A 22,380-nucleotide genomic window follows, 5' to 3' on the forward strand; every position below is an offset into this window, starting at 1 on the left:
TATACAGCGGTTATCACTGATGCTAATGGATGTACTTCAAACGTAAGTGTAACCATCACGCAACCGGCAACGGCTTTAGCGTCTACTAACACGACTACTAATGTATCTTGTTTTGCAGGAAACAATGGAAGTGTAACAGTAACTGCTACAGGAGGAACGGCTCCTTATACCATTTTATGGTCTAATGGCGGTACTACATTTACAGCTAACAATTTAGCTGCTGGTACTTATACCGCGGTTATCACTGATGCTAATGGATGTACTTCAAACGTAAGTGTAACCATCACGCAACCGGCAACGGCTTTGGCGTCTACTAACACGACTACCAACGTATCTTGTTTTGCAGGAACTACGGGTAGTGTAACAGTAACGGCTACAGGCGGAACGGCTCCTTATACTATTTTATGGTCTAATGGCGGTACTACATTTACGGCTAACAATTTAGCTGCTGGTACTTATACAGCGGTTATCACTGATGCTAATGGATGTACTTCAAATGTAAGTGTAACTATCACGCAACCGGTAAGTTTAGTAGCTTCAACTACACAAACCAACGTATCTTGTTTTGCAGGAACTAATGGAAGTGTTACGGCTACAGTAACTGGTGGGACTTCACCTTATACTATTTTATGGTCAAATGGAAGTACGACTTTCACGCTAAACAATTTGATAGCCGGAACTTATACAGGAGTAATTACAAGTGCTAACGGATGTACTGCAAACGTAAGTGCTACAGTAACTCAACCTGCAACTTTATTATCGAGTACATATGTTCCAACTAATGCAACTTGTTGTACTGGTGACAATGGAACCATAGTGGTAACGCCAATTGGTGGAACAGCTCCATATACTATTTTATGGTCAAATGGAAGTACAACACTTTCAATTGACGCTCTAACTGGTGGAACGTATACTTATGTTTTAACTGATGCTAACGGTTGTATTACTAATGGTTCTGTAATTATTCTTTCAGTTCCTGTTTTAGCAAGTACTTATGTTGTAACTCCAGCAACTTGTGCAGGTAACAATGCTCAAGTAACAGTTACAGCTACCGGAGGTACATTGCCTTATACTATTTTATGGTCCAATGGAAGTACGACTTTCACAAACTCTAATTTAGTAACCGGAACATATACTTACACCGTTACCGACGCTAATGCATGTCAGGTATTCGGAACAGTGACTATTGTTAATATTCCAGCTTTAGTAGCAACCACTACACAAACCAACGTATCTTGTTTTGCAGGAACCAATGGAAGTGTAACAGCTACTGTAACTGGTGGAACTTCACCTTATACTATTTTATGGTCTAACGGAAGTACAAGTTTTACGCTAAACAATTTATTAGCCGGAACTTATACTGGAGTTATTACCAGTACTAACGGATGTACCGCAAACGTAAGTTCAACAATAACGCAACCGACTACGGCTTTAGCTATCACCATGTCACAAACACCAGTTACTACAAGTGGTGGATATGGAACAGCTACAGCAACGGTAACCGGTGGAACAGCTCCTTATACTTATAGCTGGGACTCAACTCCAATCCAGACTACACAAACAGCTAGTCTGCAAGTAGGTTGGTATATGGTAACAGTTACAGATGCTAATGGATGTACTATTACAGGTAATGTAACTTTATTGTTTGGTTACTGTAAAGGTTTTAAAACAGTATCTCAAAGTGGTTACCAAGCAACTTGTGATGGTAATAATTCAACTTGTTATTTGACTGATAATTTTGCAACGTCATTCCCGAATGGAATTGTAATAGGATCAGGGACAAGATATTTGAAATTTACTTCCGCAGAAGCTATTCGTAACTTCTTACCTTCTAATTCAGCACCAAGAGCATTAAGTCAAGGAACAATTTTAAATCCTTCAAGTAGTGTTTATGACAATGGATTAGCTGCTCAAGTGTTAACAACAAGATTGAATATAGCTTTCGGTAAAAATGCCGATTTTGCTTCAACCGATGTGTCACTAGAAGATTTGTTTGTTACTTCTGGAACTTTTGAAGGAATTAAAGTTAGTCAGGTGTTGACTATTGCCAATACTATTTTAGGTGGTGGTAATTCGAAATATACTATGACTGATGTCAGTAAAGCTTTAATTGCCATTAATGGTAACTACGAAGCAGGAGCTGATATGGAATTCTTAGGATGTACCGGAAATGCAACTGATGAGCCTGTTGGAATAAAAGAATTGGTTTCTTATGTAGTGTATCCAAATCCGATTAGAGACAATGCTACTATTGAATTTGTTCTAAACTATGACTCTAATGTTAGTATTGTATTATACAATGTTAATGGTCAGTTGTTGAATGAAGTATTTAGAGGTAATGTTATTGCCGGTAAAAAATACCAAGTAGATTTCAATGCTCAAGGAATGAAATCAGGAGTTTACTTCTTGAAATTAATTGGAGATTCAAGCGTTGATACTAAATCAATTGTTTTAGGTCAACAATAATTTAATATTTAAAAAATGATTAAAAGCTGTCTGAAAGGACAGCTTTTTTTATTAAAAAAAAAACGCCCGATCAAATACTATCGAGCGTTTTAACACTATGAAAATTATAAATACTTACTTCATTTTTCCGTTAACTGTTGCTACAGCAGCTCCAACGGCAATAGCCAATACCATTGAGGCAATAACATCAATACCAACTAATTTATAATCCATGGTTTCTTTGGTCATGTGCATAAAGAAATTGGTGCATAATGACATAAAGAATGCAATACCGGCAGCCATTTTGACTCCTGAGGTTAAATTAGAAATGCCTTCTCCTTGTGAAAACACCCAAGAAATTAAAAAGCCAAAACACATACAACCTAAAAAGATATGCACCATGTTTTCTGTAGGACCGGCACAAGGATCTGGTGGGAAAGTGTCTTTAAGTAATATGCCCCAAATAAGCCATCCCATTAAAAAGTCAACAATGCCACCGACAATGCCACCGATAATAAAGTTTTTTACATTCATAATTAAAAGTTATTGGTTAATACAATAAAATTATTAATATATTAAGAATGTAATAATTTAACGATTGTTTAATTATCAACTATTTAACAAAGCGAATTGTTAATAACGTTTTTGTCAATTTGTTAACTTTTCGTCTTCTTAAATGTTCCGTTATCAACGTCTTTTAAAAACTGAATTACGCCAGGAAAATAATGCTCTTGGTCATCATATTGTGCGCAATGACTGCCATTCGGACAATATAGGAATCGACCGTTTTGGACTTCTGTAGAAATCCATTCCATGTGTTTTGGGTCCATGGTATCGTATTGTGCGCCAATGGCTAATGTTGGAACTGTCAATGTTTTTAATTTAGAAGTAATGTCCCAATCTTTCAAAGTAGCGTCGCCGGTAATCCCAAATTCACTTGGACCTTGCATATAAACATACACCTTAGGATTCAAATGTTTAAAGGCTCTGTTTATCGATTCCGGCCATTTTTCAATTGGCATTCTAAGAATATGCTCGGTATAATAATGCTTAAACAAAAGTTCGGTGTATTTTGGATTGGTGTAGTCTTTGTTTTTTTCAAATTCTTTAATTTGAGCAAATACCTTCGGGTCTAATTTTGGTCCCAAAACTTCTTCGGCATATTTATTATAAGCCGGAGCGCTTGCCATCATGTTAGAAATAATAAGGCCTTTTAAATTTTTTTGGTATTTCAATGCGTATTCCATCGCCAAAATACCTCCCCATGATTGTCCTAATAAATAGAAGTTGGTATTGTCCAATTTCAAAGCTTTACGTACTTGTTCTACTTCTTCAACAAAACGGTTTATAGTCCAAAGACTGTTGTCGCTAGGTTGGTCGCTGTAATAAGAACCCAATTGGTCGTAATAAATATACTCAATACTTTCCTGCGGAAAATAGCCGTCAAAACTTTCAAAGAATTCATGCGTACCGCCCGGTCCGCCGTGTAGTAAAAGAACTTTTATTTTTGGATTGTTGCCAACTCTTTTGGTCCAAACATTGAATTGGCCAATAGGAGTAGAGATGGGAATCATTTTGATACCACCGGTAGCTTGGTCATCTCTTTTAGAGAAATCGAGGTAATTGTCTTTTATAGAATCCTTGGGTTCACTTTCTTTACAACCTGAAAATAAAACAATAGTTAACAAAATGCTGAGTAATAGTTTTATCTTCATGATTTAAGGATTTAGAGTTAGTTGTATATTTTTTGGTACAAGTTTTTGTATTTTTCCATGACAATTTTACGCTTCAATTTCAAAGTAGGCGTAAGGTGACCGCCATCAATTGACCAAATTTCGGGAGTCAATTCAAAACGTTTTATTTTTTCCCAATTCCCAAATTTTTCATTGATTTTTTCCACTTCTTTCTCAATTCTGGCAATTACCTCAGGATTAGAAGCTATTTCAGCATGGTTTGTTCCAATGTCCAAATTTTTCCTTTTCGCCCATTCTTGGATAAAGTCAAAACTCGGTTGGATAAAAGCTGCCGGCATTTTTTCGCCATCGCCAATGACCATAATTTGTTCGATAAATAAAGATTGTTTCATTGCATTTTCAATCAATTGTGGTGCAATGTATTTACCGCCGGATGTTTTGAACATTTCTTTTTTACGGTCGGTGATTTTTAAGAAACCATTGGCATCAACTTCACCAATATCACCGGTGTGGAAATAACCGTCAATAATTACTTCATCGGTTAATTTTTGATCTTTATAGTAACCCATCATCACATTCGGACCTTTGCAAAGGATTTCACCATCAGCAGCAATTTTGACTTCAACATTGTTGATAACACGGCCAACAGTTCCGACTTTGAAACCGCCATTTCTTTGATCATTTACTGAAATTACAGGAGAAGTTTCGGTTAAACCATAACCTTCCATGACTGGCATTCCTGCTGCGGCAAATACTCTGATTAAACGGTGTTGTAAAGCAGCACTTCCTGAAACCATTACGTTCAAGTTGCCACCTAAACCTTCTTGCCATTTGCTGAAAATCAATTTGCGGGCAATCTTTAATTGGAATTCATACCACCAACCATTGGCGCCATAAGGTTCATAACGCAAGCCTAAATCAATCGCCCAAAAGAACAATTTCTTTTTAATTCCGGTTAAATCTTCTCCTTTGGCAATAATTTTATCGTATACTTTTTCGAGTAATCTTGGCACCACCGAAAACACGGTTGGCTTTACTTCTTTGATGTTATCCGACAACTTTTCAATCGATTCGGCAAAATAAATCGAAACCGAATAATATTGGTAGATATACAAAATTACCCGTTCAAAAATGTGACAAATCGGAAGGAAACTCAGGGCAACACTGGTTCCTTCTTCAAAAGGAATTCGAGGCGAACTGTCTAAAACATTAGAAACAATATTGTTGTGAGATAACATTACGCCTTTTGGTTTTCCGGTAGTTCCGGAAGTATAGATTATCGTCGCTAATTCTTCGGGTTTAACGTTGTTTTTTCGATCTTCGACCACGTCTTGATTACTTTGGTCTTCGCCTAAGGTTAAAAGCGATTTCCAGTTTTTGCATCCTTCAATTTCGTTAAACGAATAGATGTCTTTAAGTAATGGAATTTCGGCCTTCACCGATATTAATTTTTGATAAACCACTTCATCTGAAACAAAGCAATAGGTTGATTCAGAATGATTTAATATATAAGCATAATCTTCTGCTGAAATCGTTGGGTAAATCGGAACAGTTTGAGCGCCAATTTGTAAAACACCGATATCCATAATATTCCATTCGGTTCTGTTGCTCGAAGAAATGATAGCTATTTTGTCATTTTTTTGAATGTTCAATCGCAATAAAGCTCTCGAAATAGCATTGGCTTTATCGACATATTCTTGCGTTGAAGTAGCGACCCATTTTCCATCGTATTTGGTAACGAGACAATTGGGCATGTTGTTCTTTTCGAGTTGATAGTAAGCAAAATCAAAAAGGCGAGAGATTTTAGTCATTTTGGTTATTAATTTGATGCAAATTAAGGATTATTGCAATTAAACACAATAATAATTTAAAATATAGCAATCATACTATTGAAATATGTAGTTTTGCATCGTTTGTTTTTATTTCCAACATGAAAAAATTCCCCAGAATATCAGAATATAAAGTAATGATCATTAGATTACTACTGGTTTATCTTTTTTATTTTATTGCCCGAATCTTGTTTTATGTTTACAACCAAAGTCTGATACAAGTTGATGGTGTTTTTAATTTTCTAAAGCTTTGTTACCACGGATTGGCTTTTGATACTACTACAATTTTATATACCAATGCATTGTTTATAATAGTCTCTATTTTTCCGGCTATAGTAAATACTAAAAAGGCATACCAAAAAGTGTTGTTTTATCTGTACTTTGCTACCAATTTGTTGATGTATTCCGCCAATTTCATCGACTTTATTTACTATCGTTATACATTCAGTCGAAGCACAAGGGCATCATTGGATACTTTAGAAAATGAAAGCAATAAAATGGCTTTGCTCTTTAATTTTTTGTTGAATTATTGGCATGTGTTCTTGTTGTTTTTTGCCTTAGCGTACATCTGGATTTTGCTCTACAAGAAGACCAAAATTAAACAAGTTTCTGAAAAACTTACAATTAAGTATTTTGTCGCTTCGATTGCGAGTTTTCTTTTGATTGCAACGCTTTGTGTAGGTGGAATTAGAGGTGATTTTAAGAAAAGCACTAGACCGATTAACCTATTAGATGCCAATCGATATGTGCAAAATGCCGGTCAAGCCGATGTGGTTTTAAATACACCTTTTGCGATTATTCGAACTTGGAATGCCAATTCATTCAAGAAAGTCAATTTGGTTTCTAAAGCTGAAGTCGACAGTTTATTAGTGCCCATAAAACAGTATAAAAACAATCCGCCTACCAAGCCTAATATTGTAATTTTTATTCTGGAAAGTTTTGCCCGAGAATACAATGGTGCGTTCAATAAAGGAACCAATATTCCGGATTATGAAGGTTATACGCCCTTTGTTGATTCTTTAGCCCAACACAGTTTGATTTTTACCAACGCATATGCCAACGGTTGGAAATCAATTCACGGTGTTTCTTCGGTAATTGCAGGCATTCCGTCTTTTAAAAATGCGTTTACGTCTTCTCCGTATCCAAAACAAAAAATTGAGTCATTGGTTTCAACTTTGGAATCCGAAGGTTATGATACTTCCTTTTTCCACGGCGCGCCAAATGGTTCGATGGGATTTTTAGGTTTCGGAAATATTTTGGGTTATGATCATTATTACGGAAAGACAGAATATAATAATGATGCCGATTTTGATGGTGTTTGGGGCATTTGGGATGAACCTTTCTTTCAGTTTTTTAATAGGACTTTGACACAAAAAAAACAACCTTTTATGGCCACAATGTTCTCAGTTTCTTCCCACGAGCCTTATAAAGTTCCTGAAAAATTTGAAGGCAAATTTCCAAAAGGAAAGGTGAATATCAACCAATGTATTGGTTACACGGATTTTGCGCTAAAGCGTTTTTTTACAGAAGCCAAAAAACAACCTTGGTACAACAACACTATTTTTGTGTTGGTAGCCGATCACGGTAATACAATTGCCTATGAGGAATATAAAAAAGAATTCAACAAACATACAGTTCCGATTTTATTTTATAGTCCGAATAAAAAATATGTAGGTGAAAATAAAGATTGGGCGCAACAAATTGATATTTATCCGACTTTGCTGGATATGATTGGTTATCAAAAGCCTTTTAGAAGTTGGGGCAGAAGTTTGATTAGCGAAAAAACAGTTCCTCCTTTTGTTATAAAATACGGCGCTAATGTGTACCAATTTATGAGTGGTAACTACATCTGCACATTTGATGGCACCAAAGCTATTGGGTTCTATGATAAAGATGACAAAGGAATGACAAAGAACTTAATTGCTAAACGCAATGCTGAAATGAATGCGATTGAGTTAAGATGTAAGGCATTTGTTCAAGATTATATGGAACGTGTTGTTGATAAAAGATTGACAACGGTGAAATGATTTTTCGCAAGAATTGTCATTTCGACAAAACACAAAAAAAGCGACTTTTAAAGTCGCTTTTTTTATAATTCGTAATTCATAATTCACAATTCGTCATTTACAATTTATGCATATTCTCTGCCAGAGTTTCAATAAACTTCGAAATCGGACCTTTAATCATCATCGCCATCATAGGGTTAAAATCGCCTTCAAATTGCAACTGAACACCAGTAGATACCTCAGAAATGCTGTCGAGATTAGCGGTTAAAGTAAACGGCAATTTATCACTAGCGGCGGCCAAATTTACTTTAGAATGTGGCACACCTTCTTTTAATCTCAATTTGATTTCGGGCATGCCTTTTAAACCAAAATTGAAAATATCGTCACCCAATACTTCAAACTTAGCGATGTTTTCCGGCATTAGCTTCTCGAAGTTTTTCACATCCGACAAAGCGTTGAATAAATATTCGGCTGATTTTGCTACCGTTACTTTTGGACTTTCTAAATTCATTTTTTATTTTTTAAGAAGAGAAAAGAATATAGAGAAAAGAAAATAGACTTTTCTTTTCAACTTAACTTCTTTACTCTATATTCTATTTTCTATATTCTTTTTTACACATTCCACGTCGAAGGACTTTTACGCCATTCCTGTAACGTTGTCAATTCTTTTTCGGTAATATAATTTTTAGCGACAGCCAAATGTAATAAATGCTCGTAATCTGCTAGTGTATTTAACTCAATGTTGGCATTTTTGAAATTTTCAACGGCTACATCGAAACCATAAGTAAAAATGGCGACCATGCCTTTTACGTGCGCTCCGGCTTCTTTTAAAGCTTCTACAGCCAATAAGCTACTGTTTCCGGTACTGATTAAATCTTCTACGACAACAACGTTCTGACCGCTTTGTAGGAAGCCTTCTACTTGGTTTTGTCTGCCGTGTTTTTTAGGTTCCGGACGAACATATACAAAAGGCAGTCCCATATATTCGGCCACTAGCATTCCAATACCGATGGCTCCGGTGGCAACTCCGGCAATCACGTCGGGTTTACCAAATTCTTTCTCAATATGTTTAGAAAATTCTTCGCGCACAAAATTTCTTATCGCCGGGAACGATAGGATTAAACGGTTGTCGCAGTAAATTGGAGAGTGCCATCCTGAAGCCCATGTAAAAGGATTTTTAGGATTCAATTTAATTGCATTTATTTGTAAAAGCAATTCGGCTGTTTTTTCGGCTGTGTCTTTATTAAAAATCATAGTACAAATGTATAAAGTTTTTGTCAACGATAAACCACTTTTTTTAACCAACGAAGTCGCCAAAGAAACCGATTTTCAACTATTTTTATTGGAAAGTGTTGATATTGAGCAAGTCATCATCAAAATGTTCCAGAACAAAATTCAGAAAGCTTATTTGTATTATCCTGATGAAAAGGCGATACTCAAAAAAGTCAAAGAAAAAATTCCCGTTTGCAAAGCCGGTGGCGGATTGGTTTACAACAAAGCCGGAGACGTTTTGTTCATTTTCAGAAATGGGAAATGGGATTTGCCTAAAGGCGGAATCGAAAAAGGCGAGGAAATTGAAGATACGGCAACCCGAGAAGTCGAAGAAGAAACCGGCGTAACTAATTTAAAGATTACCCACAAACTCCAAAAAACTTACCACGTTTTCAAACGCAACGGTAAATACAAACTCAAAATTACCCATTGGTTTGAAATGCGCACCAATTTTGAAGGAACGCCAAAACCACAAGCCAATGAAGGCATAGAAAAAGTAGCTTGGCTCAATCAGGAGCAGATCAAAGAAGCACTGAAGAATTCGTATGAGAATATTAAATTGTTGTTTGAAGAAGAGAAGCTACTCAAATAGTTCGCAGTCGCAGTATTCAGTCGCAGTAGACTGTATAAACTGAAAACTGTAACTGAGACTGACTACTTATTGTTACCTTTGCCAAATGACAAAACACCATCATTCCAACAACATCCTTTTAAATTTAGGCATTGACAGCTTAAATGAAATGCAAGTTGCGGCTCAAGAAACCATTTTAACCAATCGTGATACTTTATTGCTTTCGCCAACCGGTTCAGGAAAAACACTAGCATTTTTATTGCCGATTTTTGAATTGTTAGACGAGCAAGTTGCAGGTGTTCAATGCTTGATTTTAGTACCTTCACGAGAATTGGGATTGCAGATTGAACAAGTTTGGAAAAAAATGGGTACGGCATACAAAGTAAATGTGTGTTACGGTGGTCATTCCATTGAAACAGAAATCAAAAATTTATCAAATCCACCGGCGGTTTTGATTGGCACTCCGGGAAGAATTGCGGATCATATTGACAGAGGAACTTTTAAAGTTGACCGAATTCAAACCTTAATTTTAGACGAGTTTGACAAATCCTTGCAATTGGGTTTTCATGAGCAAATGTCTTTTATCATCAGTCGATTATCCAAATTGAACAAGCGAGTATTGGTTTCGGCCACTTCCGGTATTGAGATTCCAAAGTATACTAAAGTAGTCAATCCAACCGTTTTAGATTTTATTCCTTCCGAAGAAGAAAAAATCAATCTTTCGATGAAAATGGTGGTTTCTAAAGAGAAAGACAAGATTGGCAGTTTGTTTAATTTGATTTGTTCTTTAAAATCGCAATCGGCCTTAATTTTTTGCAATCACCGTGATGCTGCCGAACGTATTAGCGATTCGCTTAACGAAAAAGGAATTTACGCCACGTATTATCACGGCGGTATGGATCAGGATGAAAGAGAACGCGCTTTGATTCAATTCAGAAACGGCAGTGTGAGTTATTTGGTTACAACCGATTTGGCGGCAAGAGGTTTAGATATTCCCGAAATGAAACATGTCATACATTACCATTTGCCTTCCAAAGAAGATGAATTTACGCATAGAAACGGAAGAACGGCTCGTATGTTAGCCACCGGAACGGCTTATTTAATCATCCACGAAAGTGAAAAAAAGTTAGATTACATCGATTATGGAATGCCTGTTTTAAAAGTCGACAATGCGATTACTTTACCAAAACCACCCGAATTTCAAACGATTTACATCAGCGGTGGCAAGAAAAACAAGTTGAATAAAATTGACATCGTGGGTTTCTTTTCCCAAAAAGGAAAATTGGAAAAAGGCGATTTAGGTTTAATAGAAGTCAAAGATTTCGTTTCGTTTGCCGCAGTGAAATTCAATAAAGTCAAAGACTTGCTTCAAAACATTCGCAATGAAAAAATGAAAGGGAAGAAGTTTAAGATTGAAGTCGCGCGTAAAGTGGTAAAGAAGGAAGAAGATGCTAAACCGGAGCGATATTAAAATAATTTAACGGCAGATTCGCAGATTATATATTTAATTTTAATCTGCGAATCTGCGAATCTGCGGTTGTTTTTACTTTTTCACCACCACACTTTCCGGGACCAAAACAGTATAATCTCCACCATTTCTAATAACATCACGAACAATGCTCGAGGAAATATAGGAAGTGTTAGAAGCCGTTAAAAGAAACACCGTTTCTATTTTTGACAATTTTCTATTGGTGTGCGCAATGGCTTTTTCGAATTCGAAATCTGCCGGATTTCTTAAACCGCGTAGGATAAATTGGGCGTCCAATTTTCGGCACAAATCAATGGTTAGGCCTTCATAAGTGATGACAGAAACTTTCGGATTATCTTTAAAAGCTTCTTCAATAAATCTTTTTCTTTCGTCTAAAGAGAACATGTATTTTTTATCGGCATTGATACCAATGGCAACAACTACTTCATCGAAAAGAGAAACACCTCTTTTGATAATATCATAATGACCTAAAGTGATTGGGTCAAATGATCCTGGGAAAACTGCTTTTCTTTTCATTCTTTTCGAGTTATGGAATATATTTCATCTTTATTAAAAAGATTAGCTATATCTTGTTTTGAATATTTTGTTTTAGTGTCGGTATAATTTTCCGGAGTATCAATATCATCGGTCTCATATGGAAGGTAAGCTTGATAATCATTTACAGTAACAAAAATACTGTCTTTACTCATCTTATCAATTCGATAAGTGGTATAAAAACCATTTGACATTTTTACATTATAAACATCACCTACCATTGGATTTTGCAAATAAATTTTGGAATTATTATTACTGTTTACATAAGAATAAATACCAAAAAATAATGCACCTGCCAATGCAATACTTCCGGTGTAAGTCCAAAATGGTGCAGGTAAGATACTTTCTTTTTTTATCCTTTTAATCTCATTCTTGGTATTTTCCTCTAATTGATGGTATTGAATTACTTCATCACAATGGTCACAAAAGATCAATATTTCTTTATCTACTGGGAATAAAGGTATAAAAGTTAGGAATGTATATCTTCCACTCACAATATAATTCAATTTTGTATTGGCAAAACACTTTGGGCAATTGAAATTATCAATTTCTCCTCCATTTGAATTATATGACTTTGTTCCAAGTATAAAAAGCATATTTTATTTATTTAAAGCCAATTCCAAAGCATTAGTAAATAAATCTGTCAATGAAATTCCGGCTTCTTTGGCTTGTTGCGGAAGCAAACTTTCGGTGGTTAATCCCGGAATAGTGTTCATTTCCAACATATATGGTTCACTGTTTACAATAATGAATTCACTTCGTGAAAAGCCACTCATTTTTAACACTTCATAGGCTTTTTTGGCTATCGCAGAAACTTTTTCGGTCATTTCAGGTGAAATTCTCGCCGGCGTGATTTCCTGTGATTTCCCTAAATATTTGGCTTCATAATCAAAGAAATCATTTTCGGAAACAATTTCGGTAATCGGCAAAACGGTTACTTTGCCTTTATAATTGATGACACCAACGGAAACTTCGGTGCCATCTAAGAAACTTTCGATAATGATTTCGTTGTCTTCTTTGTAAGCGGTTTCTATGGCCGGAAGAAATTCTTCTTTGGTTTTGACTTTGGAGATTCCAAAACTTGAACCCGATTTATTAGGCTTGACAAAACAAGGTAAGCCAACGGTTTTTAAAATTGCATCGACATTGATTTCATCGCCTAGATTTAAGTAAAAAGAAGTCGCTGTTTTGATTCCGTAAGGTTTTAAAACCGACAATAAATCACGTTTGTTAAAAGTCAAAGCTGCTTGGTAATAATCACAAGAACTTTGCGGAATGCCTAACAATTCGAAGTAAGCCTGCATTAAACCGTCTTCGCCAGGCGTTCCGTGAATGGCATTGAACACTACATCGAAGCTTATTTTTTCGCCATTTACCGTTGTGGAAAAGTCATTTCGGTCTATTGGAAATTCATTGTCATTCTCATCTACATAAACCCATTTTTCTTTAAAAATATGAATGCGATAGCCTTGGTATAAATTAGGGTCTAAATATTGATAAACCACATTGCCGCTTACAAGTGATATTTGATATTCGCTTGAATATCCGCCCATGATGATGGCTACTTTTTTCATTGGTAGATTGAGTTAGGTTGGTGTTTTAGTTAAAACAAAATTATCATTTTTTTGGTTAGATACGGCTTTGCTTTTAGATTTTTAGATTATTAGATTGTTAGATATGGCTTAGCCTCTTAGATTGCTGGGCTTTTTAGAATGTTAGAATTTAGATTATAAAATGATTCTATCTATAAGCGAAGCGTTTATAAACTCCTGAAAGGCGTGTCTAATTATCTAGGAGCGAAGCGTATCTTTTTTATATCTTTGCTCAAATAAAATTTCCCTATGAGTTTACGCAAATATTTAACCAGTCGAGTTTTCTTTGCCCAATTGCTTGCCGCCATGGCCATTTTTGCGCTTATCGCTTATTTGTTTTTCCATTGGATTACTTATACTACTAATCATGGACAAGAAATTACCGTTCCGGATTTAAGTAAGCTATCGGCTGAACAAGCAGAAGAAAAATTAGAAGCTTTAGATTTAGACTACATTATTTTGGATACGGTTGATTTCAGACCTGAGTTTCCTAAATTGACTATTGTTGAGCAAGAGCCTAAAGCAGGAGCAAAGGTAAAAGAAGGCAGAAAGATTTACATCAAAATCAATGCTTCTACGTATACGATGGTTGCTGTACCTGATTTGATTGAAAAAACGTATCGTCAAGCAGTTCCGACTCTTGAAGCGGTGGGTTTAAAAGAAGGAACGATTACTTATAAACCTTATTTAGGTAAAGATATGGTGCTTGAAATGCGAATGGACGGCAAGAAACTTAAACCCGGCGATAAAGTGTTGAAGTCCTCTAAAATCGATTTGGTTTTAGGTGATGGAAAAGTCGGTTTTGTGGAAATGGATTCAACAGCAATTGATTCAATGGAAATTCCTTTAGGAGATGAATAAATCAAACGAGATTACCGATTTAGAAGAGGAATTATTCGAACACCATAGATTTGTTTCCCCAAAAGGACAATCTTTATTGCGTGTCGATAAATTTTTGATGCAATTGATTGAAAATGCCACGCGCAATAAAATACAAAACGCTGCTGAAAAAGGAAATATCTGGGTGAATGATGTTCCTGTAAAATCTAATTATCGGGTGAAACCTTTTGATGTAGTTCGCGTAATGTTGGAACATCCGCCGTTTCAAAATCATATTATCCCTGAAGACATTCCGCTGGATATTGTTTATGAAGACGATGCTTTGTTGGTCATCAATAAACCAGCAGGTTTGGTAGTTCATCCCGGACACGGAAATTACACCGGAACTTTAGTAAATGCTTTGGCATTTCACTTTGATAATTTACCAATGAATTCAAGTGAAAGACCTGGTTTGGTACATCGAATAGATAAAAACACTACCGGACTTTTAGTCGTGGCTAAAACTGAAGCAGCGATGACGCATTTGGCCAAACAGTTTGAAGACAAATCTTCGGAGCGCGAATATATAGCGTTGGTTTGGGGTAATATCAAAGAAGACGAGGGAACAATAGAAGGCAATATTGCCCGTCACGTCAAAGACCGGATGCAAATGGCCGTTTTTCCTGAGGGAGAAGTTGGAAAGCATGCGGTTACACATTATAAGGTTTTAGAACGTTTTGGTTATGTGACTTTGGTTTCGTGTAAATTGGAAACCGGAAGAACACACCAAATTCGGGTCCACATGAAATATATTGGTCACACTTTATTCAACGACGCGCGATATGGCGGTGATTTGATTTTGAAAGGAACAACTTTTACCAAGTACAAACAGTTTATAGACAACTGTTTTAAAACCCTACCAAGACAAGCGCTACATGCAAAAACCTTAGGGTTTGAACATCCAACTACTAAAGAATTTATGCGTTTTGATACCGAACTTCCGGAGGATATGAAAGACTGTATTGAGAAATGGCGCAACTATGCAAAATCACATAATGAGGTCAATGAAGCCGAATAAAAAAATCCCTCAAACGAGGGATTTTTTTTATTTGTTAATTTCATCTTCAATGGGTTTTTCAGCCATGAAGACATAGTAGATTCCGACCAGTATAAAAGGAATACTTAACCATTGTCCGGTGGTTAAGAGTTTTAAACTTTCTTCGATTCCACCTTGACTTACTTTTACATATTCTACTATAAATCGAACCGTCCAAAGCAAGATTAAGAAGTATCCGAATAACAAACCTTGTTTTTCAGCAGTTTTTGTTTTCCAATATAAGAAATAAAGTACTAAGAAAACAATTATATATAAACCTGCTTCGTATAATTGTGCAGGATGTCTGTACGGAATTTGGCTTAAAACTTCAGTGAATTTTGGGTCGTTTTGAATGAGGTTATAGCCTTCATTGTTGTTAGTAGCACCGGTAATATATTTTAGGTTATGGGTTTGCCAAAATTCTTCTTCTCTAATAAATTTTACTGCAAAAAAATTATCACTTGAAGTAGTATGTCCATAAATTTCTGAGTTAAAGAAATTACCAATTCTAACAAAAATGGCACCACAAGAAACCGGAATTACAACGCGGTCAAGTACCCAAAGAATTGGTCTTCTTATGATTTTTTTACTATAAAAATACATCGTTATGATAATGCCAATGGCTGCACCATGGCTAGCCAAACCCTGAAAACCGGTAAATTCAAACTGAGGCTCAAATCTGAATGGCAACAGTATTTCCATTAAATGGTCTTTAAAATAATCCCATTGGTAAAAGAAAACATGTCCTAAACGCGCACCTAATAAAGTGGCGACTACGGTCCAAATAAACAAAGTGTCCAATTTTTCTATAGGTTCGTTCTCCCGGTCGTATATTTTTTTCATTATATACCATCCTAAACCAAAAGCAATTACAAACATCAAGCTGTAATAGCGTACAGTAAAGAAACCGAGTTCTATTCCTTCTGATGGATTCCAAATCATAAATTAGTAAATTTTGGGGTTAAGTTCTTATGGTAAAAATAGTGATTTGTTTGGAACTGAAAAACAATTAACCTTTTCTTTAGTGAGAACATTTTTTTTCCGGTACCGGATCATAACCATTTTTTCCCCACGGATGACAACTTAAAATTCTTTTTACACCTAAGTAACTGCCGTAAAATGGTCCGTGAATTTTCAAAGCTTCCACAAAATAACTGGAGCATGTTGGTTGAAACCTACAACTTGAGGGCATCAAAGGTGAAAGTACAATCTTGTAAAAATAGATTAGCAATAGAAGTGGCGCTATTACAATTTTCTTCAACATTATTGTAAGCTAAAAGTAGTGCCTCCTTTTCCGTCTTTCAATTGGATACCTAAAGCCAACAATTGGTCTCGAATTTGATCCGAAAGGGCGAAGTTTTTATTGGCACGAGCTTCTAAACGCATGCTTAGTAATAGTTCAACAACTCCTTCTAATTTATCTGAATTATTGGTGACTAGCTTTTCATTTTTAATTCCTAAAACATCAAAAGTAAAGGTGTTTAAGGTTTCTGAAAGCGTTTTCAAATCTTCAGCGGTCAAGGTTTCTTTTCCGTCGTTAAGTAAATTGACAAATTTGATTCCTTCAAATAAATTAGCAATTAAAATTGGGGTGTTGAAATCATCGTTCATCGCATCATAACATTGTTGTTTCCATGAGGCAATATCCAAAGAAGATGAGGCGCTTGGCTGTAATTCTTTTAAAATATCCAAGCCTTCTAACAAACGGTTAAAGCCTTTCTCAGCTGCTACAATTCCGTCATTAGTGAAATCTAAAATACTGCGGTAATGCGCTTGCATCATAAAGAAGCGCGCCACATTAGCAGAGAAAGCTTTACTTAAAAACGGACTACCGCCATTGTATATTTCGTCAGGCAAAATATTATTTCCGGTAGATTTTGACATTTTTTTACCATTCAGGGTCAACATATTGGCATGCATCCAATAATTCACCGGACTGTGACCGGTACAAGCTTCGTTTTGAGCAATTTCACATTCGTGGTGCGGGAATTTCAAGTCCATTCCGCCACCGTGAATATCAAAAGTTTCCCCTAAATATTTCGTGCTCATCGCGGTACATTCTAAATGCCAACCGGGAAAACCTATGCCCCAAGGTGATGGCCATCGCATAATGTGTTCCGGTTCTGCTTTCTTCCACAATGCAAAATCTTGTGGATTTTTTTTATCACTTTGACCGTCGGTATCACGAGTATTGGCTAACATTTCGTCAATGTTTCGGCCACTTAGTTTTCCGTAGTGATTGGTTTCATTAAACTTTACCACATCAAAATAAACAGAGCCATTGGTTTCATAAGCAAAACCTTTTTCAATAATTTGTCTTACGATTTCAATTTGCTCAATGATATGACCAGTCGCTGTAGGTTCTATGCTTGGCGGTAAAAAGTTAAATTGGTTTAAAACATCATGAAAATCAACAGTATACCGTTGCACGATTTCCATCGGTTCTAATTGTTCAACACGTGCTTTTTTGGCAATTTTATCTTCACCATCATCTACATCGTCTACAATATGACCAACATCAGTAATATTGCGCACATAACGGACTTTATAACCCAAATGCAATAAGTACCTGAAAATCATATCAAACGACATAAACGTACGCACGTTGCCTAAGTGAACGTTGCTGTAAACCGTTGGGCCACAAACATACATTCCGACATTGCCTTCATGAACGGGTTTGAAAAGTTCTTTATCTCCCGAAAGAGAGTTGTATATTTTTAGGGTATGATTTTTATAAAGTTGCATTTTTTTTTGGGAGCTATTTCCGGCTTTCCGTTACAATCTTTTTTAAATTCCCGAGGGTTAAAACCCACGGCAAGTTAAAAAAGGATTTTCACTGCAATCCGGGCTATTAAAAACTGGTTTCTAATCTGATATAATCTAAGAATTCACGCTTGGTTAATTCTTCACTGAATTTACCACCGAATTCCGAAGTAACCGTACTGCTTTCGATATCGCGTATACCTCTTGAATTCACGCATAAATGTTTGGCATCAATAACGCAGGCCACATCTTGTGTATTTAAAACTTTCTGCAATTCTTGAACAATTTGCATCGTTAGACGCTCTTGTACTTGAGGTCTTTTAGCAAAATAATCAACAATTCGATTCATTTTAGAAAGCCCAACTACTGTTCCGTTAGAGATGTAGGCCACATGAGCGCGACCAACAATAGGGAGTAAGTGATGTTCACAAGTAGAATAAACGGTGATGTTTTTTTCTACTAGCATTTCACCATATTTATAGTTGTTTTTGAACGTCGATGAGCTTGGTTTTTTGTTAGGGTTGAGTCCGCCAAAAATCTCTTTTACAAACATTTTAGCAACGCGATTTGGTGTTCCTTTTAAACTATCATCCGTCAAATCCATTCCAAGAATTGTTAGAATGCTTTCCACGTCTTTTTTGATTAGTTCTATTTTTTTGTCATCCGATAAATCAAAAGCATCATTTCTTACAGGATTTTGAGCACTGGTTGCGATATGATTTTCACCTAATTCGTCGTTAATTATTTCGTTTTTTGTCATTAAATTCACCGTTAATTTGGGTTAAAAAATTGAAGTAACAAAGATAAATAATTATAATTAATCTGTGCGCAATACTGTTAATATTTGAAAATAATTCACATTTAACATAATTATTTCTTAAATTTATGTAAATTTCGCTCCTCAAAAAAATGTTGTCAGTAATGAAAAAATTTTACATCTATTTATTTTTAATTAGCCTATTTTCAGCACATTCTGTTTTTTCCCAAGGGTCAACCTGTCCCGGAGCACAGCCTTTTTGTGCGGGGGGCTCTGCATTGACCTTTCCTAATACAACCGGAGTGCCTAGTACCGGATCAGTTTCGTGTTTAGGTACAACGCCTAATCCGGCATGGTTTTATTTGCAAATCAGTATAGCCGGTACTTTAAATTTTACTATTTCACAAACCAGTAACGGAGGTGGCGGAATCGATGTCGATTTCATTGCTTGGGGACCTTTTGGAGCGCCAACTTGTGCCGGTACTGATTTAACTGCTGCAAACCAGGTAGGATGTAGTTATTCAACTGCAGCTACTGAAAATTTCACCATACCTAATGCTCAAGTCGGTCAGGTATATATGGTATTGTTGACCAATTTTGCCAATCAAGCCGGTCAAATATCATTAACCCAGACCAATGCAGGGGCAGCTGGAGCCGGAGCGACCGATTGTAATATTGTTTGTCCGTTATCCTTAGAAGACCAAGTAATTTGTGTTGGAGGTCAAGCAATTTTGACTGCGACTATTGATAACGCTACTTCATATGCATGGACAGGTCCAAGTGGTCCGATTGCCGGAAATGTTCAATCAATTACCGTTAGTCAACCAGGAACTTATACTGTAGTTGTAAATAAGCCAGGATGTGTTGCTAATGCTTCGGCTAGTGCCACAGTATCCTTTTATGCGCCACCTCCAATAAATCCGCCTGCCAACTTATTGCAGTGTCCAACTATTCCTAATTTCAATTTAAATACTGCAACGGCTAATATTTTTAATGGAACCGGTTTGAATCCGAGCGATTTTGAACTTTCGTTTCACACTTCTGCCGCAAACGCTCAGGATATAATCAGTCCGATTGGTAATCCAACATCCTATCCCGGACCTGCCGGAGGAGCGGGTGCTTGTACTACCTTATATTTGTCTGTGACTGATAATGGGCCAACATCAAGCGGATGTGTGTCTGTTTTTCCTTTTACCATCTGTTTTGACACTTGTGTTGCAAATCCGAACACACCGCCAAACTTGACACTTTGTGAAAGTAGTTTCGGAAGTGGAACAGCTGTTTTTAATTTCTTACCTCAAACGCCTATTGTTTTAGGTACAAATCCTGCCTCTGACTTTACGGTAACCTATCATTTGACTCAAAATAACGCAGATAATGACACGGGAGCCATTGGTCCGACAAATGTAACTGGAACCAACGGTCAAACGATTTATGTACGAATGGAAGATAATGCCAATCCATTAACCTATGGAACGACTTCTTTTCAATTGATAGTAAATCCTCTACCAACAGCTACAATATCCGGAACAACATCAATATGCTCAGGAAACAGTACTGTCATTACTTTTAATGGAACACCTAACGCTCAGGTTACTTACAATGTTAATGGTGGAACTAACCAAACTATAACTTTGAATGGTGCCGGGACAAATTCTATAACTACACCTAATCTTACGGCTAATTCAACATACACCTTGGTAAGTATTTTGAATCCGGTTACTAACTGTTCAAGAAACATTACAGGCTCAGCAGTCGTTACTGTTTTACCTTTGCCAACGGCAACTATTTCAGGAACTACTACTGTTTGTCAAAATGCAGCAAGTCCTCAAATAACTTTGACGGGAGCTAATGGTACAGCACCTTATACCTTTACTTATTCGATAAATAATGTGGTTCAACCTACCATTACTACTTTGGCCGGGAACAGCATTTCGATTAATGCTCCTACTGCATCAGCCGGGACTTTTGTGTATTCTCTTGTTAGTGTATCAAGTTCAGGAACGCCGACTTGTTCACAAATTCAAGATGGAACAGCTACAGTGACTGTTAATCCACTTCCAACCGCTGTAATTACCGGAACTGTTGCAACATGTTTGAATGCTCCTTTGCCACAAGTGATAATTACTGGAGCAAATGGTACGGCTCCTTATACTTTTACTTACTCAGTAAATAATGGTGCACCACAATCTAATTCAACTTCAGGAGGAAATAGTCTTATAATAGATGTCCCAACAGATGTTGCGGGTTCATTTACTTATGATTTAATTAGTGTAGTAGATGCAAGTGGAACAACTTGTTCACAACCCCAAACAGGTTCTGCTGTTGTGACGGTAGCTACGCCACCGGTTATCAGTCAGCCAACAGATTATGTTGTTTGTGATGACAACAATGATACTATCTCTTGTTTGTTTGATTTAAATATTAAAATACCTGAAATTAATGGTGGTGATCCTAATATTGTTGTAGAGTTTTATGAAACAGACACTAGTGGAGCAGCGATTCCATTGACTGTGAATTATTGTAATCTTACAACAGGAGTTGGAATACAAACTATTTATGTAAGAGCTTATACTGTTGGTTCTCCGGCTTGTTTTAGCACTACGACTTTCAATTTAGTAGTTAATCCTATTCCAATGGCTAATCCGGTAATTGCGGATTACGAATTGTGTGATTACGATAATCCAGGTGATGAAACAGAGGTGTTTACTTTAAACAGTATGGATGCCGAGATTGCTAATGGACAAAACAATGTAACGATTAGTTATTATTTAACGCAAGGCGATGCGCAAACGCAAACAAGTCCGCTACCAAATTCTTACCCAAACATAAGTAATCCACAACAGATTTGGATTAATATTCGTAACAACACTACAGGATGTTTTTCGGTAAGTTCGTTTAATTTGGTGGTGAATCCTATTCCACCAGCAATAGCACCAGAGCCATTATTTGAGTGTAGTAACGGTTTGACAAATCAGGCAGAGTTTGATTTGACTATTAATGAAGGAGTAGTTACCGGTAATAATACTTCGGGATTGACTATTACTTATTACAATACTTTACTTGATGCCCAAAACGAAGTAACGGCCAATGCCATTCAAGATCCGTTAGCTTATACAGGAACGGATAATGAAATAGTTTACATCAGAGTTGAAGATAACGCAACAGGATGTTATGCCACCACCACACAATTGCTAAGAGTAACTCAAGGACCAATTGCTGTTACACCACAAGCACTTCACTATTGTGATCCTAATAATGATGGATTTGGTTTCTTTGATTTAGAAAGTACCAGAATTGAAATCATGGGAGGGTCTGCTGTTGCAGGTGTTTCAGTAAGTTTTTACGAAACCGAGACCGATGCTTTAATCGGAGCAGCACCTTCACTTACCAGTCCTTACGAGAACATCAACCCATGGACACAAACGATTTATGTACGCGTATTTTATACTTTGACAGGATGTGCTAATTATGTTGAATTACAATTAATAGTTGACCCAACCCCTGAAGCTA

Annotated in this window: 19 protein-coding genes; 7 read left to right on the forward strand and 12 right to left on the reverse strand. The window is 36.4% G+C overall.

The genetic code is table 11. The annotated features are described in order from the left end of the window. Positions 1–2,466: T9SS type A sorting domain-containing protein (locus ACK4R1_RS14610; protein WP_409688699.1), on the forward strand; the 2,466-nt coding region annotated here is incomplete at its 5' end. Positions 2,467–2,580: 114 nt separating this feature from the next. On the opposite strand, the gene ACK4R1_RS14615 is transcribed toward ACK4R1_RS14610, so the two are convergent. The 3 genes from ACK4R1_RS14615 to ACK4R1_RS14625 form a co-directional block, all read right to left on the reverse strand. Then, positions 2,581–2,979, reverse strand: a complete 399-nt coding sequence (locus tag ACK4R1_RS14615; protein ID WP_409688703.1) for a hypothetical protein — start codon at positions 2,977–2,979, stop codon at positions 2,581–2,583. Positions 2,980–3,101: 122 nt separating this feature from the next. Beyond that, positions 3,102–4,160 carry a proline iminopeptidase-family hydrolase gene (locus ACK4R1_RS14620; RefSeq protein ID WP_409688706.1) on the reverse strand — a complete coding sequence of 353 codons (1,059 nt, stop codon included), beginning with the start codon at positions 4,158–4,160 and terminating at the stop codon, positions 3,102–3,104. Positions 4,161–4,177: 17 nt separating this feature from the next. Beyond that, entirely contained in the window at positions 4,178–5,950 is a 1,773-nt protein-coding gene (locus ACK4R1_RS14625) for an AMP-dependent synthetase/ligase (protein ID WP_409688709.1), read from the reverse strand. A 119-nt stretch (positions 5,951–6,069) separates the two neighbouring features. On the opposite strand from ACK4R1_RS14625, the gene ACK4R1_RS14630 reads away from it, so the two are divergent. After that, entirely contained in the window at positions 6,070–7,995 is a 1,926-nt protein-coding gene (locus ACK4R1_RS14630) for an LTA synthase family protein (protein ID WP_409688712.1), read from the forward strand. A 97-nt stretch (positions 7,996–8,092) separates the two neighbouring features. On the opposite strand, the gene ACK4R1_RS14635 is transcribed toward ACK4R1_RS14630, so the two are convergent. Together ACK4R1_RS14635 and pyrE are read right to left on the reverse strand one after the other, a co-directional pair. After that, positions 8,093–8,485: an SRPBCC family protein gene (locus ACK4R1_RS14635; protein WP_409688715.1), complete on the reverse strand. Its 393-nt coding sequence runs from the start codon at positions 8,483–8,485 to the stop codon at positions 8,093–8,095. A gap of 101 nt (positions 8,486–8,586) precedes the next feature. Continuing rightward, positions 8,587–9,228: an orotate phosphoribosyltransferase gene (pyrE, locus tag ACK4R1_RS14640; protein ID WP_409688718.1), complete on the reverse strand. Its 642-nt coding sequence runs from the start codon at positions 9,226–9,228 to the stop codon at positions 8,587–8,589. A 7-nt stretch (positions 9,229–9,235) separates the two neighbouring features. Here pyrE and ACK4R1_RS14645 point away from each other — a divergent pair, with 7 nt between their 5' ends. Continuing rightward, the gene (locus tag ACK4R1_RS14645) at positions 9,236–9,838 is read left to right on the forward strand and encodes an NUDIX hydrolase (protein WP_409688721.1); all 603 of its coding nucleotides are present in this window, start codon (positions 9,236–9,238) and stop codon (positions 9,836–9,838) included. Positions 9,839–9,923: 85 nt separating this feature from the next. Further along, positions 9,924–11,288: a DEAD/DEAH box helicase gene (locus tag ACK4R1_RS14650; RefSeq protein ID WP_409688724.1), complete on the forward strand. Its 1,365-nt coding sequence runs from the start codon at positions 9,924–9,926 to the stop codon at positions 11,286–11,288. Positions 11,289–11,360: 72 nt separating this feature from the next. On the opposite strand, the gene coaD is transcribed toward ACK4R1_RS14650, so the two are convergent. The 3 genes from coaD to ACK4R1_RS14665 are packed head-to-tail and all read right to left on the reverse strand — an operon-like array spanning position 11,361 to position 13,414. Next, positions 11,361–11,822: a pantetheine-phosphate adenylyltransferase gene (gene coaD, locus ACK4R1_RS14655; RefSeq protein WP_409688726.1), complete on the reverse strand. Its 462-nt coding sequence runs from the start codon at positions 11,820–11,822 to the stop codon at positions 11,361–11,363. Next, entirely contained in the window at positions 11,819–12,436 is a 618-nt protein-coding gene (locus tag ACK4R1_RS14660) for a hypothetical protein (protein WP_409688729.1), read from the reverse strand. Before ACK4R1_RS14660 ends, coaD begins: the two co-directional genes overlap by 4 nt. A 3-nt stretch (positions 12,437–12,439) precedes the next feature. Next, positions 12,440–13,414: a D-alanine--D-alanine ligase gene (locus tag ACK4R1_RS14665; protein WP_409688732.1), complete on the reverse strand. Its 975-nt coding sequence runs from the start codon at positions 13,412–13,414 to the stop codon at positions 12,440–12,442. Positions 13,415–13,681: 267 nt separating this feature from the next. Here ACK4R1_RS14665 and ACK4R1_RS14670 point away from each other — a divergent pair, with 267 nt between their 5' ends. Both ACK4R1_RS14670 and ACK4R1_RS14675 read left to right on the forward strand, forming a co-directional pair. Further along, positions 13,682–14,293: a PASTA domain-containing protein gene (locus ACK4R1_RS14670; RefSeq protein ID WP_409688736.1), complete on the forward strand. Its 612-nt coding sequence runs from the start codon at positions 13,682–13,684 to the stop codon at positions 14,291–14,293. Continuing rightward, positions 14,286–15,329: an RluA family pseudouridine synthase gene (locus tag ACK4R1_RS14675; protein ID WP_409688739.1), complete on the forward strand. Its 1,044-nt coding sequence runs from the start codon at positions 14,286–14,288 to the stop codon at positions 15,327–15,329. The genes ACK4R1_RS14670 and ACK4R1_RS14675 overlap by 8 nt, the downstream gene beginning before the upstream one ends. Positions 15,330–15,356: 27 nt before the next feature. On the opposite strand, the gene lgt is transcribed toward ACK4R1_RS14675, so the two are convergent. The 4 genes from lgt to folE all read right to left on the reverse strand — a co-directional run bounded on the left by lgt (position 15,357) and on the right by folE (position 18,870). Then, a complete protein-coding gene (gene lgt, locus ACK4R1_RS14680; protein WP_409688742.1) occupies positions 15,357–16,289 on the reverse strand; it encodes a prolipoprotein diacylglyceryl transferase in 933 nt (310 codons plus the stop codon). Positions 16,290–16,368: 79 nt separating this feature from the next. Continuing rightward, positions 16,369–16,611, reverse strand: a complete 243-nt coding sequence (gene yidD, locus ACK4R1_RS14685; RefSeq protein ID WP_409688745.1) for a membrane protein insertion efficiency factor YidD — start codon at positions 16,609–16,611, stop codon at positions 16,369–16,371. Beyond that, on the reverse strand, positions 16,611–18,092 hold the full coding sequence (gene cysS, locus ACK4R1_RS14690) for a cysteine--tRNA ligase (protein ID WP_409688748.1): 1,482 nt from the start codon (positions 18,090–18,092) through the stop codon (positions 16,611–16,613). The genes yidD and cysS overlap by 1 nt, the downstream gene beginning before the upstream one ends. A 106-nt stretch (positions 18,093–18,198) precedes the next feature. Further along, the gene (gene folE, locus ACK4R1_RS14695) at positions 18,199–18,870 is read right to left on the reverse strand and encodes a GTP cyclohydrolase I FolE (protein ID WP_409688750.1); all 672 of its coding nucleotides are present in this window, start codon (positions 18,868–18,870) and stop codon (positions 18,199–18,201) included. 161 nt (positions 18,871–19,031) lie between these two features. On the opposite strand from folE, the gene ACK4R1_RS14700 reads away from it, so the two are divergent. Further along, on the forward strand, positions 19,032–22,380 hold a 3,349-nt coding region (locus ACK4R1_RS14700), incomplete at its 3' end, for a hypothetical protein (protein ID WP_409688753.1).

The organism is Flavobacterium sp., from assembly GCF_046293665.1.
Lineage (GTDB): Bacteria > Bacteroidota > Bacteroidia > Flavobacteriales > Flavobacteriaceae > Flavobacterium.